Annotated in this window: 9 protein-coding genes and 1 riboswitch; of the genes, 4 read left to right on the forward strand and 5 right to left on the reverse strand. The window is 69.9% G+C overall.

Features of this window, described 5'->3' with window-relative positions:
• Positions 1 to 205: 205 nt before the first annotated feature.
• The 5 genes from ATK36_RS01185 to ATK36_RS34115 form a co-directional block, all read right to left on the reverse strand.
• Entirely contained in the window at positions 206 to 1,660 is a 1,455-nt protein-coding gene (locus tag ATK36_RS01185; RefSeq protein ID WP_098509441.1) for a cytochrome P450, read from the reverse strand.
• 201 nt (positions 1,661 to 1,861) lie between these two features.
• On the reverse strand, positions 1,862 to 4,126 hold the full coding sequence (gene metE / locus ATK36_RS01190; RefSeq protein WP_098510245.1) for a 5-methyltetrahydropteroyltriglutamate--homocysteine S-methyltransferase: 2,265 nt from the start codon (positions 4,124 to 4,126) through the stop codon (positions 1,862 to 1,864).
• 134 nt (positions 4,127 to 4,260) lie between these two features.
• Positions 4,261 to 4,440: riboswitch (cobalamin riboswitch) on the reverse strand.
• A gap of 111 nt (positions 4,441 to 4,551) precedes the next feature.
• Positions 4,552 to 5,625: a ribonucleotide-diphosphate reductase subunit beta gene (locus tag ATK36_RS01195; RefSeq protein WP_098509442.1), complete on the reverse strand. Its 1,074-nt coding sequence runs from the start codon at positions 5,623 to 5,625 to the stop codon at positions 4,552 to 4,554.
• An 88-nt stretch (positions 5,626 to 5,713) separates the two neighbouring features.
• The gene (locus ATK36_RS01200) at positions 5,714 to 8,773 is read right to left on the reverse strand and encodes a ribonucleoside-diphosphate reductase subunit alpha (protein WP_098509443.1); all 3,060 of its coding nucleotides are present in this window, start codon (positions 8,771 to 8,773) and stop codon (positions 5,714 to 5,716) included.
• Between the two features lie 220 nt (positions 8,774 to 8,993).
• Complete coding sequence (locus ATK36_RS34115; RefSeq protein ID WP_281258982.1) at positions 8,994 to 10,175, reverse strand: acetoacetate decarboxylase family protein; 1,182 nt, start codon at positions 10,173 to 10,175, stop codon at positions 8,994 to 8,996.
• Positions 10,176 to 11,009: 834 nt separating this feature from the next.
• Between ATK36_RS34115 and ATK36_RS01215 the strand changes: the two genes are divergently transcribed.
• Genes ATK36_RS01215 through ATK36_RS01230 form a run of 4 tightly spaced genes read left to right on the forward strand, consistent with a single transcriptional unit; the run spans position 11,010 to position 16,241 of the window.
• Entirely contained in the window at positions 11,010 to 11,801 is a 792-nt protein-coding gene (locus ATK36_RS01215) for a TIGR03084 family metal-binding protein (RefSeq protein WP_098509444.1), read from the forward strand.
• Positions 11,798 to 13,495 (forward strand): acyclic terpene utilization AtuA family protein, encoded by a 1,698-nt coding sequence (locus ATK36_RS01220; RefSeq protein ID WP_170069535.1) that lies wholly within the window; start codon positions 11,798 to 11,800, stop codon positions 13,493 to 13,495. Before ATK36_RS01215 ends, ATK36_RS01220 begins: the two co-directional genes overlap by 4 nt.
• Positions 13,450 to 14,643, forward strand: a complete 1,194-nt coding sequence (locus ATK36_RS01225; protein ID WP_098509445.1) for an acyl-CoA dehydrogenase family protein — start codon at positions 13,450 to 13,452, stop codon at positions 14,641 to 14,643. Before ATK36_RS01220 ends, ATK36_RS01225 begins: the two co-directional genes overlap by 46 nt.
• Positions 14,640 to 16,241 (forward strand): acyl-CoA carboxylase subunit beta, encoded by a 1,602-nt coding sequence (locus ATK36_RS01230; RefSeq protein ID WP_170069536.1) that lies wholly within the window; start codon positions 14,640 to 14,642, stop codon positions 16,239 to 16,241. The genes ATK36_RS01225 and ATK36_RS01230 overlap by 4 nt, the downstream gene beginning before the upstream one ends.
• Positions 16,242 to 16,245 lie beyond the last annotated feature (4 nt).

Here is a 16,245-nt window from a genome sequence, read left to right on the forward strand (position 1 = left end):
CCCAGTGCCGGGAATCGGGGGACCCACGCTAGGTACGAGTTGGCCGCGAATGATGCCACGGCATCACGGGTGGAATGAACTGTCTACCGGCTGAACGAGTGAAGCGATCCGTACAATTGGTGACGGGACGTTACCAAGAGTGCTCGATGGTGGGGCTGGTTCCGGCCATTTCCCTCGCCCTGGTGCTCGCCGCTCGCGGCTGAGGTCACCGGTAGGTCAGCTGCACCGGGAGCCCGTCGGTGGGCACCGGAAGCGAGACGTAGTCCCATTTCGGCGTGTAGCCCGCGGGCACCGACCAGCGGTAGGTGCGCAGCATCTCGTGCAGCAGCGCCTTCACCTCCAGGCCGCCGAACTGCAGCCCGATGCACTTGTGCGCCCCGCCGCCGAACGGCATCCAGGCGAAGCGGTGCGTTTTGTCCTCCCGGCGGTCCGGGCCGAAGCGCAGCGGGTCGAACCGCAGCGGGTCGGTCCAGCATTCGGGGGAGAAGTGGTTGACGGTCGGGGAAACCGCGACCAGCGCGCCCGCGGGCAGGTAGTGGCCGAGTACCTCGGTGTCCTTCGTGGTCATCCGGGCCAGCGAGGGCACGGGCGCGCGCAGCCGCAGCGCCTCCTTCATCACCAGATCCAGCGTTTCCAGGCTCTCCAGCGCTTCGATGTCGGGCAGTCCGTCGCCCAGCCGCAGTGATTCCGCGCGGGCGCGCTCCTGCCACTCCGGGTACTTCGCCAGGTAGTAGGCCATCGCGCTGCTGGTGATGGTGGTGGTGTCGTGGGCGGCCATCATCAGGAAGATCATGTGGTTGACGATGTCCGCGTCGCCGAACCGGTCGCCGTCCTCGGTGGTGGCCTGGCAGAGCGCGGAGAACAGGTCGTCGCCGTCCGTCGCGCGTTTCGCGGGCAGGCTCGCGCCGAAGTAGTTCTCCAGCAGCCGCCGCCCGCGCAGGCCCGCCGCCCAGCGGCCACCCGGCACCGGATAACGCACGATCGCCGTCCCGGCTCGCACCGCGCTCACGAACGCGCGGTTGATCCGCCCCGCGCCGAATCCGCCGGTTTCGGCCGGCAGCCCCATGAACACCCTGGTCGCCACGTCAAGGGTGAGTTGTTTGAGCGCCCAGTACAGCCGCGGCCCGCCGGCGCCCCAGGCGCGGACGCCCTCGCGCAGCGGCGGGCCCATCTGCGTGACGTAGCCGGCCAGCCGTTCGCGGGTGAAGGCCTCCTGCATGATCCGGCGGTGCAGGCGATGCTCGCCGAAGTCCAGCAGCATCAGCCCGCGGTCGAAGAAGCGCTCGATGAAGAAGTTCCAGCCCTCCTGCGAGAACGCCTTGTCCTTGTTCACCAGCGCGATCCGGGTGGCCTCCGGCCCGGACAGCGACACGATCCGGCGGCCGAACGCGCCGGTCCAGTACACCGGCCCGTACTGCGCGAACCGGCGCATGGTGAATTCGAGCCCGAACCGCATCATGTCCGGCGCGTGCCCGACCACCGGCGGCCCGTCGTCGCCGAGCACCGGCGCCAGCCCGCTCCCGGACGGTGGCTCGGCCAGCGCCCGCACCGGAAACCGCGCCCCGAGCCATCGCTCGTCCACGGCCCGCGGCAACGGAACCGCGGTCAACGGCGGCACCCGCTCCCGCAACGCCGCGATCCGGGCTGCCGTACCGGCCATCGCCGACCACCTCCAGGCTTGGGGATCTTGGACAGTTCCCAGGGTGCGCTGCTGTTGACCCGGTGACAACGTTTGCGCTGTGGCCCGTCCGGGTGAGACCGACCAGCCGGAGCGGCGGCTGGAGGGCTGTGAAGGGGCCCTTCACGGACTCAGAGTCCGTGAAGGGCCCCTTCACAGCCTTTACTGGTCAGCGGCCGGGGCTCAGCGGGGTTCGCCGCGGAGCTGACGGGCCGCGCCGACCAGGTGGCGCAGTGCGGGTTCCACCTCGGCGTAACCGCGGGTCTTCAGTCCGCAGTCCGGGTTGACCCACAGGCGATCGGCGGGCACCGCGGCCAGTGCGGTGCGGACCAGGCCGGTCACCTCACCGGAGTCCGGGACCCGCGGCGAGTGGATGTCGTAGACACCGGGCCCGACGCCGCGGGCGAATCCGGCGGAGGTCAGGTCGGCCAGCACCTCCATTTTCGACCGGGCGGCCTCGATGCTGGTCACGTCGGCCTCCAGCGCGTCGATCGCGGGCAGCACCTCGCCGAATTCGGAGTAGCACATGTGCGTGTGGATCTGTGTGCGGTCCTCGACGCCGGAGGTGGCCAGCCGGAACGCGTGCACCGCCCAGGCGAAGTACGCGTCGTGCGCGGCCGTTCGCAGGGGCAGCAGCTCCCGCAGCGCCGGCTCGTCGACCTGGATGACGCGGATGCCAGCCGCCTCCAGATCGGCCACCTCGTCGCGGATGGCCAGCGCGACCTGCCGCGCGGTGTCGCCGAGCGGCTGGTCGTCGCGGACGAACGACCAGGCCAGGATGGTCACCGGACCGGTCAGCATGCCCTTCACCGGGCGGCTGGTGAGGCTCTGGGCATACCGCGCCCACTCGACGGTCATCGGCTCCGGCCGCGAGACGTCGCCGAACAGGATCGGCGGGCGCACGCAGCGCGAACCGTAGGACTGCACCCAGCCGTGCTCGGTGGCCGCGAACCCGGCCAGCTGCTCGGCGAAGTACTGCACCATGTCGTTGCGCTCCGGCTCGCCGTGCACGAGCACGTCCAGGCCGAGGTCTTCTTGCAGCCGGACCACGCGTTCGATCTCCGCGCGCATGGCGCCCCGGTACTCCTCGGCGCCGAGCTTGCCCGCCCGGTGCGCGGCGCGGGCGCGGCGCACGTCGCCGGTCTGTGGGAAGGAACCGATGGTCGTGGTCGGCAGATCCGGCAGGTCCAACGCGGCCGACTGGGCGGCGGCACGCTGCGCGTACGGCGGGCGGACGGCGTCCGCTTCGGTCAGCCCGGCGAGCCTGCCGCGGACCGCCGGGTCGGTCAGCTCGGTGGCGCCGGCGCGATCGGCCACCGCGGCGCGCGCCGGGGCGAGGTCCACGTCCTCGCCGTCGAGCGCACGGCCGAGCAGCACCACCTCGTCGACCTTCTGCCGCGCGAACGCGAGCCAGCTCTGCAGCCGCGGTTCGAGCCGCGTCTCCGCGGTCACGTCGTAGGGCACGTGCAGCAGCGAACACGAGGTGCTCACGCTGACCCGGGCAGCGGTGCCGGCCAGTCGCCGCGCGCACGCGAGCGCGCGGTCCGGATCGGTGCGCCACACATTGCGCCCGTCCACGACCCCGGCGAGGATTTCCTTGTCGCGCAGCGCGCCTTCCGCCGCCACATCGTCCACAAAGGACTCGTCGGTGACCAGGTCGACGGCCAGCGCCTCGATCGGGGAGCGGGCGAGGACACCCAGCGCCCGGCCCAATTTGCCGAAGTATCCGGCGACCAGCAGCTTCGGCCGTTCGGTCTCCTTCGCCAGCACGTGGTAGGCGCGGGTGAGCGCGTTCAGCTCGGCGGTGCTCCGGTCGGCGGCGAACGCCGGTTCGTCCAGCTGTACCCACTCCACGCCCTCGGCCCGCAGGCGGCGCAGCAGCTCGACGTAGGCGGGCAGCAGCTCGTCGAGCAGTTCGATCGGCTCGAACCCGGGGGTGTCCGCCTTGGCCAGCAACAGGAAGGTGACCGGTCCGACCAGCACCGGCCGCGGGGTGATGCCCAGCGCCTTCGCTTCGCGGACCTCGTCGAGCGGGGCGGTGCCGGTCAGCGTGAACCGGCTGTCCGGGCCGAGTTCCGGGACGAGGTAGTGGTAGTTCGTGTCGAACCACTTGGTCATCTCCAGCGCGGGCGCGTCCGGCACCCCGCGGGCGGCGGCGAAGTAGGTGTCCAGCGGGGAAAGGCCCAGCCGGGTGAAACGCCCGGGCAGCGCGCCGAACAGCGCGGCGACGTCGAGCACCTGATCGTAGTGGGAGAAAGTGCTCGACGGGATCGAGCCGAGACCGGTGTCGCGCAGAGCGGTCCAGGTCCGCTCGCGCAGCCTCCGCCCGGTCTCCAGCAGGCCGGTCTCGGTGACCTTGCCCGCCCAGTAGGCCTCCAGCGCTCGCTTGAGCTCCCGGTCCGGCCCGATCCTCGGATGACCGAGGACCGTGGTGCCCAGGGTGTTCAGGGTGCCCGGTGTGTTCACAGCAATGCATCCTCACGTGCTCGCCGGATGAGCCCGGGCACGCGAGAGCCGTGCTTCGGTCGTGCCTTGTCCCACGAGGCCCGGACTCACGCACGCCTTCGGCGCGCGTGCCACGGGCAGGTCTTCGGACTCGTGGGCATACCGCTCGTGCCTACCGGCCGTCGCTTCCCGGGCTCGCGCCCAGTGCTGTACCGCTCTCGCGGTGACGGCTGTCGTTCCCACATACCGCTGCGGGGCAGTCCCGGATTCGCACCGGGTTCCCTGTTGCCTCCCCAGTGCGCGGCCGCGCGGAAAACAGGCTCGGCCACGTACTGGCGAACCAGTGGCGTGGCCGAGCCTAGCGGGTCGTGGCCGGGGACGGCACAAGTCGCACTCGATTCCCGGAGTGCGGGATCATGAGTGCGGGGTCAGTCCCAGTCCAGCGCGCCGCCCGACTGGTACTCGATGACCCGGGTCTCGAAGAAGTTCTTCTCCTTCTTCAGGTCCATCGCCTCCGACATCCACGGGAACGGGTTCTCGGTCTCCCCGAAGATCGGCGCCAGCCCGATCTGCTGGGCGCGCCGGTCGGTGATGAAGTGCATGTACTGCTCGCACAGCTGCGCCGAGAGGCCCAGCATGCCCCGCGGCATGGTGTCGCGCGCGTAGGCGACCTCCAGCTCGCAGGCGTCGGTCAGCATCTGCCGGACCTCGGCCTGGAACTGCTCGGTCCACAGGTGCGGGTTCTCGATCTTGATCTGGTTGATGCAGTCGATGCCGAAGTTCAGGTGGATCGACTCGTCCCGCAGGATGTACTGGTACTGCTCGGCGATGCCGACCATCTTGTTCCGCCGGCCCAGCGACAGGATCTGCGCGAAACCGGTGTAGAACCACATGCCCTCGAAGATCACGTAGAACGCCACCAGGTCGCGCAGGAACGCGGTGTCCGCCTCCGGCGTGCCGGTCTCGAAGTCCGGGTCCTCCAGGTGCTGGGTGTACCTCAGCGCCCAGGCGTCCTTGTCCGAAATGGACGGTACCTCGCGGTACATGTTGAACAGCTCGCCCTCGACCAGGCCGAGGCTCTCGCAGATGTACTGGAAGGTGTGCGTGTGCACGGCCTCCTCGAAGGCCTGGCGCAGCAGGTACTGGCGGCACTCCGGGTTGGTGATCTGCCGGTACACCGCGAGCACGATGTTGTTGGCCACCAAGGATTCCGCGGTGGCGAAGAAGCCGAGGTTGCGCTTGAGCATCTGCCGCTCGTCCTCGGTCAGGCCGTCGGCGGACTTCCACAGCGCGATGTCGGCCTGCATCGCGACCTCGGTCGGCATCCAGTGGTTGTTGCAGCCGGCCAGGTACTTGTCCCAGGCCCAGCGGTACTTCATCGGCAGCAGCTGGTTCACGTCGGCGCGGGCGTTGATCATCCGCTTGTCGTCGACGTCGATCCGGCCCGCGCCGACCTCGATCCGGCCGAGCCCGGTCGCGTCCGTGCTCTCCACGTTGGTCATAGTCCACTCACCTCAAGGTTCAGGGCTGTGAAGGGCCCCTTCACGGACTCAGAGTCCGTGAAGGGGCCCTTCACAGCTCGTCGGGCGGTTACTGGCAGGCTTCGCAGTCGGGGTCGTCGATACGGCAGGCGGCGCCTTCGGTGGCGACGAAGTCCACGTCGTCCACCTTCGGCAGCTCCTTCGATTCCGGCTGCGCGGCGGGCGGGGTGGCCGGGACCGCGGCGGCAGGGCTGGGCGACGGAGCCGGGCTCGGCGAAGGAGACGGCGCCGGGGCCGGGGCGGCCGACGGCGAAGAGGCCGGGGCGGGACCGGCCGACGGGGCTAGACCGGCAGACGGAGCGGGACCGGCCGACGGGGCCGCTGCCGGGCTTGCGGCGGGGGCGGCAGCGGCGGGGGTGGCCGACACCGCGTTCAGCTTGCCGTCGGTGCCGCGCAGGGTGCTCTTCTCCACGTGCGTGGCCGAGCGGGCCCGCAGGTAGTACGTGGTCTTGAGCCCCTTGTGCCAGGCGTAGCGGTACAGCTCATCGAGCTTGCGTCCGCTCGGCGCGTCGATGTAGAGGTTCAGCGATTGTGCCTGGTCGATCCACTTCTGGCGCCGCGAACCCGCGTCCACCAGCCACTTCGACTCGATCTCGAACGCGGTCGCGTACAGCGCCTTGAGGTCGTCCGGCACGCGGTCGATCTGGCCGAGGCTGCCGTCGAAGTACTTGAGGTCGCTGACCATGACCTCGTCCCACAGCCCGCGCGCCTTGAGCGAGCGCACCAGGTGCGGGTTCACCACGGTGAAGTCCCCGGACATGTTCGACTTCACGTACAGGTTCTGGAACAGCGGCTCGATCGACTGGCCCACCCCGCAGATGTTGGAGATCGTCGCGGTCGGCGCGATCGCCATCACGTTGGAGTTGCGCATGCCGACCGTCTTCACCCGCTCGCGCAGCGGCGCCCAGTCCAAAGTGGACGAGGTGTCCACGTCGAGCGCGTCGCCCTGGCGGGCGTCGATCAGCAGCTGCAGCGAGTCGATCGGCAGGATGCCGCGGCTCCACAGCGAACCCTCGAACGACTGGTAGCGGCCGCGTTCCTGGGCGAGGTCGGTGGAGGCCGAGATCGCGTAGTAGGAGAGGTGCTCCATGCTCTCGTCGGCGAACCGCACCGCGGCGTCCGAGGACAGCGGCACGCCGATCTCGAACAGCGCGTCCTGGAAGCCCATCAGCCCCAGCCCGATCGGCCGGTGGCGCAGGTTGGATCGGCGCGCCTCCGGGATCGTGTAGAAGTTGATGTCGATCACGTTGTCCAGCATGCGGACCGCGGTGCGCACGGTCTGCTCCAGCCGCGCGGTGTCCACACCGGACGGTGTGACGTGCTTGAGCAGGTTCACCGAGCCGAGGTTGCAGACCGCGACCTCTTCACTGTTGGTGTTCAGCGTGATCTCGGTGCACAGGTTGGACGAGTGCACCACGCCGATGTGCTGCTGCGGCGAGCGCAGGTTGCACGGGTCCTTGAAGGTGATCCACGGGTGCCCCGTCTCGAACAGCATGGTCAGCATGCGCCGCCACAGTTCCACCGCGCGCACGCGCCGGAACACCTTGATCTCCCCGCGTTCGGCGGCCGCCTCGTACTCGCGGTAGCGCTCGGCGAACGCGGTGCCGAACAGGTCGTGCAGGTCCGGGGTCTCGTTCGGGGAGAACAGCGTCCATTGCGCGTCCGCCTCGACCCGGCGCAGGAACTCGTCGGGCACCCAGTTGGCGGTATTCATGTCGTGCGTGCGGCGGCGGTCGTCGCCGGTGTTCTTGCGCAGATCGAGGAATTCCTCGATGTCGACGTGCCAGGTCTCCAGATAGGCGCAGGCCGCGCCCTTGCGCTTGCCGCCCTGGTTCACCGCGACCGCGGTGTCGTTGGCGATCTTCAGGAACGGCACCACGCCCTGGGACTGGCCGTTGGTGCCCTTGATGTGCGCGCCGAGGCCGCGGACCGGGGTCCAGTCGTTGCCGAGCCCGCCGGAGTACTTGGCCAGCAGCGCGTTGTTCTTGTACGCCTGGAAGATCGAGTCCAGGTCATCGTCCACTGTGGTCAGGAAACAGGACGAGAGCTGGGCACGGGTGGTGCCCGAGTTGAACAGCGTCGGCGTCGAGGCCATGAAGTGGAACGTGGAGAGCAGCTCGTAGAACTCGATCGCCCGAGCTTCCCGGTCGTCCTCGCGGATCGCCAGGCCCATCGCGACGCGCATGAAGAACGCCTGCGGCAGCTCGAAGCGGACGCCGTTGTGGTGCTGGAAGTACCGGTCGTAGAGCGTCTGCAGGCCGAGGAAGCCGAAGTCCAGGTCCCGCTCGGCGTGCAGGGCGGCGGTGATCCGATCCAGGTCGAAGCCGAGCAGTTCGCCGTCGACCAGCTCCAGCTCGACCGCGCGGCGCAGGTAGGCGCGGAAGTACGCGGGGTACTCGCGGGCCATCTCGTCCTGGCTGGCCAGGCGCGGGGCGCCGGCCAGGTAGCCGAGCGCCTCGCCGCGCAGCTTGTCCAGCAGCAGCCGGGCGCTGACGTAGGAGTAGTTCGGCTCCTGCTCGACGAGCACCCGGGCGGCCATGATCTGCGCCAGCGCCAGCTCGTCGGTGCTGATGCCGTCGTAGAGGTTGCGCTTCGCCTCGGCGAGCACCGGCTCGGCGGACACGTCCTCAAGCCCGGCCACCGCCTCGCCGACGACGTGCGCCACCCGGGCCCAGTCGAGCGGGCGGACCGTGCCGTCGGCGCCCTTCACGGTGATCGCGGCCTCGGCCGGGGCGGGCGCGGCGGCCGCACGGGCTTTCGTGCGCTCCTCGCGGTAGAGCACGTAGGCGCGGGCGACCTTGTGGTGCTCCCCGCGCATCAGCGCTAGTTCGACCTGGTCCTGGATCTGCTCGATGTGCAGCGCGGTCTCCGGCCCGGCGTGCCGGAGCAGCCCGGCCTCCACCTGCCCGGTCAGCTCGGCGACCACATGGTGCACGCGCGAGGACGCCGCGGCGTCGCCCCCCTCGACCGCGAGGAAGGCCTTGGTCAGTGCCACCGAGATCTTGCCCGCGTCGAAGGGCGAGACACTGCCGTCCCGCCGGATCACGTGGACGGTGTTCGGGGCCTGGTCTGCCGTCGCCGGCGGCCGCGTACCGGTTTCCACTGACATGCGCGTCTCCCACAGAGTCGACCCGAAAAGGGCGTGTTCGAGCGGCGCACGGCCCGGCGGGGCTGTGCGCTGCGGTTACGTAGATCTGCCCGGCGACCCTCCCGAAGCGGTCTCCCCGTCGCTGGGGGCTGCCGGTGTTCAGAGACTACATGTAGGGGTTGGGACCTGCACGTGCCCCAACTGGTGGCGTGTCGAGGCTTCACCCTCGCGGGTTAGGTCGTCACTCAGAGCGGCTGGTGGAGGCCTCGCGCGGACCGAATTCGAGGGTGAATCCGCGCAGTACGGCACTGACCACGGGCCGCTTCCCGGCAAGGTGACCGAGCGGCCCGGCGGGGTTGACCGCCCAGTCCGCCGCGGCGAGTGACGGCCGGGCTCGCCACCGCACCGGTGTACGGGTGAGGCGGCCGCCGAGAGTCTGGGCGATCTCGAATCGGGCGGGCAGGGGGAAGGGCAGCCCGGCGCGGGGGGTGAACGCGGCGGTGGCGATCCAGATGCCGGTGGGCGCGGGGTGGGTGGGGTCAGGCTGGGTCGGCTCTGGGTGGGTGGCGGTGGTGTGGGTGGTGTCTGGGTGGGTGGCGGTGGTGTGGGTGGTGTCTGGGTGGGTGGCGGTGGTGTGGGTGGTGTCCGGGTGGGCGGTTGTGGTGCGGGTGGTGTCCGTGCCGGTGGTTGGTGGGTGGGTGGTGCCCTTTCCGGTGGCTGTGGTGTCGGCGGTCGTCCCCTCGGCTGCTGCAGTACCAGTGGTCGCGGTGTTGGTGGCCGCCGTGTCGGTCGCTGCAGCGTCGGTTGCTGCGGTGGGCACGGTGGGGGTACTCGTCGGGGAGCCGGTTGCAGGGGCGGCGGTCGCGGTGCGAGCGGCCGGGGTGTGAGCTGCGGTGCCGGTTGCTGCGGTGGAGACGGTGTGGGTTGGCGCTGGGTCGTCGGTCGCGGTCGCCGCAGTGTCGGCGGTCGCGGTGTAGGTGGCCGGGGTGTCGGGGGTCCCAGTGTCGGCTGTTGCAGTTTCGGTGGCCGCGGCGCTGGTGGCGGTCACGGTGTCGGTGTCCGTCGTGATCCCGGTGGCGGCCGTGAAGGTTCGCCCGCCGGTGAAGCCGAACGAGGCGAGGTCTTTCGGGATGCCCCAGAGTGCGCGCCCGCCGTCCCGTGATATCTCGCTGTCGACCCAGATCTGCGTGATCGACGCGGCGAGTCCGCGGCCGTGTACCGCGACTGCGCAGAGCAGTTCGTGGTAACTCAGCTGCCCTGGCGGCCGGTAGTCGATCCAGGCGGTGAACACGGACGCATGCCCGGCGATGAGGATCGGTTCCGCGCCCGCGGGCAGGCCGGGCACGTCGTCGACCGGCAGTCGCCACATCGACAAACAGGCGTCGCCGGTGAGTCGCCACGGCTCCGGTGGGTAGCCGCTCACGCTTCCCGCCTCGGGTACGGCGGTCACCGCGGTCCGTACGGTGGCCTGTGCCATTTGCCCGGCTCGCGGGAACACTTCTCCGGGCCGGAGTGCTTCGCCGCGCGGGAGGACGTGTGCGCGAACCTGGCGTGGAGGACGTTGTCCGAGCTGAGGACCTGATCGCTGCGCATCCAGTCGCGCGCGATGCCTGGTCCGGCGAGTCGTGGCAGGGGCAGGTCTTCGGGGCCGAGGTCACGACGGGTGACGGGGGAGCCAGGCCAGGAATCCATTGTGGCGCAATGACATTCTCGGGGGGCCGGGACGCTGGCTCCGTTGTCTGCCGATGCTCCGCGCGTCGTGGCGATCAGCGGTTCTCCCATGGTGGGGATCCGGTGCGGGACTTGCTCTGTCAGGTGGTGGATCGTTGCGGCGAAAAGATAATCGCCGGAAAGAGTGCCAGCAGCCCCTTGGTCACCGATGTTTCGTGCCGGCGTGGCGGTGACCTGGTGTCCGACCTTCGCGTGCGAACCCATGTGCCGACGGTAGGTCCTGGCCGGATCGCCGGCAACGTGTCACTCGGTGGGGTGAGTGTGTTTGCTCGTGTCTCTGTCGGCGTTTTTGCCGTACACGTACGCTAATTCTCCGCCAAGAAAGTACCCACACTCGGCGAAGGCGATTCGCTGGCGGCGGGGCAGGTGCCCGTCCTTGTGTCCTTGGTTGAACCGGAGGCCCGCCCGGTCGAACCGCTGCCGCACGGCCCCGGGCGAGAAACAATCACACGAGCTTGATTTTTTCGGCACCGGGGTCCACGCTGGTCGGCGGGTGGGGCATCCGCGGACGCAGGGAGGCGCAGGGATGGCTGATCTCGCCGTGATCCTCGGGGATCTGGCGGCCGAATCGCAGGTGGCGGACGCGCTCGTGGCGGGGCTGGACGAGGCGGGATGGGCCCGGCCGACCCCGGCGCCGGGGTGGACCGTGGCGCATCAGATCGCGCATCTGGCCTGGACCGACGGGAAGGCGCTGATCGCGGCGCGCCGGCCGCGGCGGTGGCAGGCCGAGGTGGAGAACCTGCTCAGGATCGGTGAGGCGTATGCGGATCGCGGGGCGGCCGAGGGCGCGGCGGAGCCGCCGGAGCAGCTGCTCGCGCGGTGGCGGGCCGGCCGGGCCGAGCTTGCGGAGGCGCTCGCCGCGGTTCCGGAGGGGGCGAAACTGCCCTGGTACGGGCCGCCGATGAGCGCGGCTTCGATGGCCACCGCGCGGATGATGGAGACCTGGGCGCACGGGCAGGATCTCGCCGACGCGCTCGGGGTCGTCCGCGAGCCCAGCGGGCGGCTGTGGCACATCGCCCGGTTCGGTACGCGCACTCGCGATTTCGCCTACAAGCTGCACTCGCTCGCGCCACCGCCCGGGCAATTCCGCGTGGAGCTGGCCGCGCCGGACGGCGTCACCTGGGCGTTCGGCCCGGAGGACGCCGAAGGACGGCTGACCGGCAGCGCCCTCGATTTCTGCCTGGTGGTCACCCAACGGCGGCATCCCGACGACACCGACCTCGTCGCCACCGGCGGCCAAGTGCGGGAGTGGCTCGGTATCGCGCAGGCGTTCGCCGGGCCGCCCGGGGCCGGGCGAGCACCGGGGCAGTTCGTGTGAACGCCCCGGCATTGCGGATCGGCAACGCTTCCGGCTTCTACGGCGACCGGTTCTCCGCGGTGCGCGAAATGCTCACCGGCGGGCCGCTGGACGTGCTGACCGGCGACTACCTCGCCGAGCTGACCATGCTGATCCTCGGCCGCGACCGGATGAAGGACCCGGATCGCGGATACGCCAGGACGTTCCTCCGCCAGATGGAGGAGAACCTCGGGCTGGCCAAGGACAACGGCGTGCGGATCGTCGCGAACGCGGGGGGGCTGAACCCGGCCGGGCTCGCCGCGGCGGTGCGGGAGCTGGCCGCCAAGCTCGGTATCGAGGTGCGGATCGCGCATGTGGAGGGGGACGACCTGATCTCCCGGGCCGAGCGGCTCGGGTTCGGGAAACCGTTGACCGCCAACGCTTATCTGGGTGCCTGGGGGATCGCCGCCTGCCTGGACGCGGGGGCGGACGTGGTGGTCACCGGGCGGGTGACCGACGCGTCGGTGCTCGTCGGCCCGGCCGCGGCGCACTTCGGCTGGGCGCGGGAGGACTACGACGCGCTGGCCGGCGCGGTCGCCGCGGGGCACGTGATCGAATGCGGGGCCCAGGCGACGGGGGGAAACTACGCGTTCTTCCGCGAGCAGCCGATCGGGATCCCGGGCTTCCCGATCGCGGAGATCCACGCGGACGGATCCAGCGTGATCACCAAGCACCCGGGCACCGGGGGAGTGGTGAACACCGGCACGGTCACCGCGCAGCTGCTGTACGAGATCACCGGCGCTCGTTACGCGAATCCCGATGTGACCGCCCGGTTCGACACGCTCGCGCTCGCCGCGGACGGCCCGGACCGGGTCCGGATCTCGGGTGCGCGCGGGGAAGCGCCGCCGCCCACGGTGAAGGTGTGCCTCAACCGGCTCGGCGGGTACCGTAACGAGACCACGTTCGTCCTCACTGGACTGGACATCGAGGAAAAGGCCGTACTGGTGCGGGATCAGCTGGAAGAGGCGCTGGCGAACCGGCGTCCGGCGGAGCTGCGCTGGACGCTCGCGCGCACCGACCACGCCGACGCGGAGACCGAGGAGCAGGCCAGCGCGTTGCTGCACGTCGCGGTGAAAGATGCCGACCCCGAGGTCGCCGGGCGCGCGTTCAGCTCGGCCGCGGTGGAGCTGGCGCTGGCCAGCTACCCGGGTTTCCACGTGACCGCACCGCCTTCGGAAGCCGCGCCGTACGGCGTCTACTCGGCGGCCTATGTGGACACTGCCGAGGTGTCGCACGTGGCGGTGCTGCCGGATGGGTCGCGAGTCGACATTGCGCCGGCGGCGGAGACCCGTCCGCTGTCCGAAGTGGACGAACCGGCGCTGCCCGAGCTGCCGGCCGCAGGCTCGGTGCGCCGGGTACCGCTGGGGCGGGTGGCCGGCGCGCGCAGCGGGGACAAGGGTGGCAACGCCAACCTCGGCGTCTGGGTGCGTTCGGAAGCCGCGTGGCGCTGGCTGGTGCGGCGGCTCACCGTGGCCGAGTTCCGCAAGCTGCTGCCGGAGACCGAAACGCTGCCGGTGACCCGGCACCTGCTGCCGAACCTGTGGGCGATGAACTTCGTGGTGGAAGGGATTCTCGGCGAAGGCGTGGCCTCGCAAGCTCGGTTCGATCCGCAGGCGAAGGCCCTCGGCGAATGGCTGCGAGCGCGCGAACTCGACGTACCGGAGGAGTTGCTGTGAACCTCGATCCGTTCGGCACGCCCGAACGCCGGGAGCTGCGCGCGACCGTGCGCCGGTTCACGGAGAAGGAGGTGCTGCCGCACCTCGGCGAATGGGAACGTGCCGGGGAATTGCCCCGTGAGCTGCATCGGAAAGCCGGTGCGCTGGGGTTGCTCGGTGTCGCCTTCGGCGAGGCGGTGGGCGGTGGTGGCGGCGACTACCTCGACGCCGTCATCGTGGCCGAGGAACTGCACTACGCCGGGAGTTCCGGCGGGCTCGTCGCCTCGTTGTTCACCTGCGGGATCGCCGTGCCGCACCTCGCCGCCGCGGGCGATCCGGTGCAGATCGAACGCTGGGTGCGGCCGACGCTGGCCGGGGACAAGATCGGCGCGCTCGCGGTGACCGAACCGGACGGCGGCTCCGACGTCGCCGGTATCCGCACCACCGCGGTCCGCGAGGGCGACGAATACGTGGTCAACGGGGTCAAGACGTTCATCACCTCGGGCTGCCGCGCGGACTTCGTGACCACAGTGGTGCGGACCGGGGAGCCCGGCGCGCACGGGATCTCGCTGCTGGTCGTGGAACGGGGCACGCCGGGGTTCACGGTTTCGCGCAGGCTGGAGAAGATGGGCTGGTCCGCTTCGGACACCGCTGATCTGTCCTATGTGGACGCGCGGGTGCCGGTGGAGAATCTGGTCGGTGCTGAGAACAGCGGGTTCGCCCAGGTGGCCACGCAGTTCGTGACCGAACGGCTGTCCCTTGCGGTCCAGGCCTATGCACACGCCCAGCGTTCGCTCGACCTGACGCTGGAATGGTGCCGGATACGGGAGACCTTCGGCCGTCCGCTGATCTCCCGGCAGCTCGTGCAGCACAAGCTCACCGAGATGGCGCGCAAGATCGACGTCGCGCGCACGTATACCCGGCAGACGGCGATCCGGCACGTGGCCGGGGAAGAGGTCATCGCCGAAGCCTGTTTCGCCAAGAACACCGCCGTCGAAGCAGCCGAGTGGGTGGTGCACGAAGCCGTGCAGCTGCACGGCGGGATCGGGTACCTGCGTGAGTCCGAAGTGGAACGACACTACCGGGACGTGCGGATCCTCGGCATCGGCGGTGGCACAACCGAGATCCTCACCGGTCTGGCCGCGAAGCGACTGGGATACACCGCATGACCACCCTGAGTTCCACAGTGGACACCCGGGCGGGAGAGTTCTCCGCCAACCGGGAGGCGATGCTGGAGAAGATCGCGGAGATCGACGCCGAGCACGCCAAAGCCGTGGCCGGTGGCGGCGAGAAGTACGTGGCGCGCCACCGCAAACGGGGCAAGCTGCTCGCCCGCGAACGGATCGAGCTGCTGTTGGACGAGGATTCGCCGTTCCTGGAGCTGTCCCCGCTGGCCGCGTGGGGATCGGACTACCGGGTGGGCGCCGGCTTGATCACCGGGATCGGGGTGGTGGAGGGCGTCGAGTGCCTGATCTCGGCCAGTGATCCCACCGTCAAGGGCGGCGCGAGCAACCCGTTGACCACGAAGAAGTCCTTCCGTGCGGCCGACATCGCCGCGCAGAACCGGCTGCCGGTGATCAACCTGGTGGAGTCCGGCGGTGCGGATCTGCCGACCCAGAAGGAGATCTTCATTCCGGGCGGCCGGATCTTCCGTGATCTCACCCGGTCCTCGGCAGCGAAGGTGCCGACCATCGCGCTGGTCTTCGGCAACTCCACCGCGGGTGGGGCGTACCTGCCCGGCATGTCGGACTACGTGGTGATGGTCAAGGAACGCGCGAAGGTGTTCCTCGGCGGCCCGCCGCTGGTGAAGATGGCCACGGGGGAGGAGTCCGACGACGAATCCCTCGGCGGCGCGGAAATGCACGCCCGCACCTCGGGTCTCGCCGACTATCTGGCGGCCGACGAACCGGACGCGATCCGTCTCGGCCGCAGCATCGTCAAGCGGCTGAACTGGCGCAAGCAGGGACCGGCGCCGAAGAGCGGATACGCCGAGCCGCGGTTCGACGCCGAGGACCTGCTCGGCATCCTGCCCGCCGACCTGAAGATCCCGTTCGACCCGCGTGAGGTCGTCGCCCGCGTGGTGGACGGCTCCGATTTCGACGAGTTCAAGCCGCTCTACGGGGCGAGCCTGGTGACCGGCTGGGCGAGCATCCACGGGTATCCGGTGGGCATCCTCGCCAACGCGCGCGGGGTGCTGTTCAACGAGGAGTCGCAGAAAGCCGCGCAGTTCATCCAGCTGGCCAATCAGGTCGACACCCCGCTGATCTTCCTGCACAACACCACCGGCTACATGGTCGGCAAGGAGTACGAGCAGCGCGGCATCATCAAGCACGGAGCGCTGATGATCAACGCGGTGTCCAACTCGCGCGTGCCGCACTTGTCCGTGCTGATGGGCGCTTCCTATGGTGCGGGCCATTACGGGATGTGCGGGCGGGCCTACGATCCCCGGTTCCTGTTCGCTTGGCCGAGCGCGAAGTCCGCGGTAATGGGGCCGGCCCAGCTGGCCGGTGTCCTGTCCATTGTGGCCAGAGCGGCCGCCGCGAGCCGGGGCCAGGACTACAGCGACGACCACGACGCGGCAATGCGCGCCATGGTGGAGAATCAGATCGAGGCGGAGTCGATGCCGATGTTCCTGTCCGGAATGCTTTACGACGACGGCATCATCGACCCGCGCGACACCCGCACGGTGCTCGGGCTCAGCCTGTCGGTTATCCACAATGGACAAGTGAAGGGCGCTGAAGGTGGCTTCGGCGTCTTCCGGATGTAGGGGT

The organism is Amycolatopsis sulphurea, assembly GCF_002564045.1.
In the GTDB taxonomy this organism is placed as follows: Bacteria; Actinomycetota; Actinomycetes; order Mycobacteriales; family Pseudonocardiaceae; genus Amycolatopsis; species Amycolatopsis sulphurea.

Bases quoted from the DNA above. Each gene is read 5' to 3' on its own strand.
- ATK36_RS01200 (WP_098509443.1), bottom strand. From the start codon at position 8,773: ATGTCAGTGGAAACCGGTACGCGGCCGCCGGCGACGGCAGACCAGGCC.
- ATK36_RS01230 (WP_170069536.1), top strand. From the start codon at position 14,640: ATGACCACCCTGAGTTCCACAGTGGACACCCGGGCGGGAGAGTTCTCC.
- ATK36_RS01215 (WP_098509444.1), top strand. From the start codon at position 11,010: ATGGCTGATCTCGCCGTGATCCTCGGGGATCTGGCGGCCGAATCGCAG.
- ATK36_RS01185 (WP_098509441.1), bottom strand. From the start codon at position 1,660: ATGGCCGGTACGGCAGCCCGGATCGCGGCGTTGCGGGAGCGGGTGCCG.
- ATK36_RS01225 (WP_098509445.1), top strand. From the start codon at position 13,450: ATGGCTGCGAGCGCGCGAACTCGACGTACCGGAGGAGTTGCTGTGAAC.
- ATK36_RS01195 (WP_098509442.1), bottom strand. From the start codon at position 5,625: ATGACCAACGTGGAGAGCACGGACGCGACCGGGCTCGGCCGGATCGAG.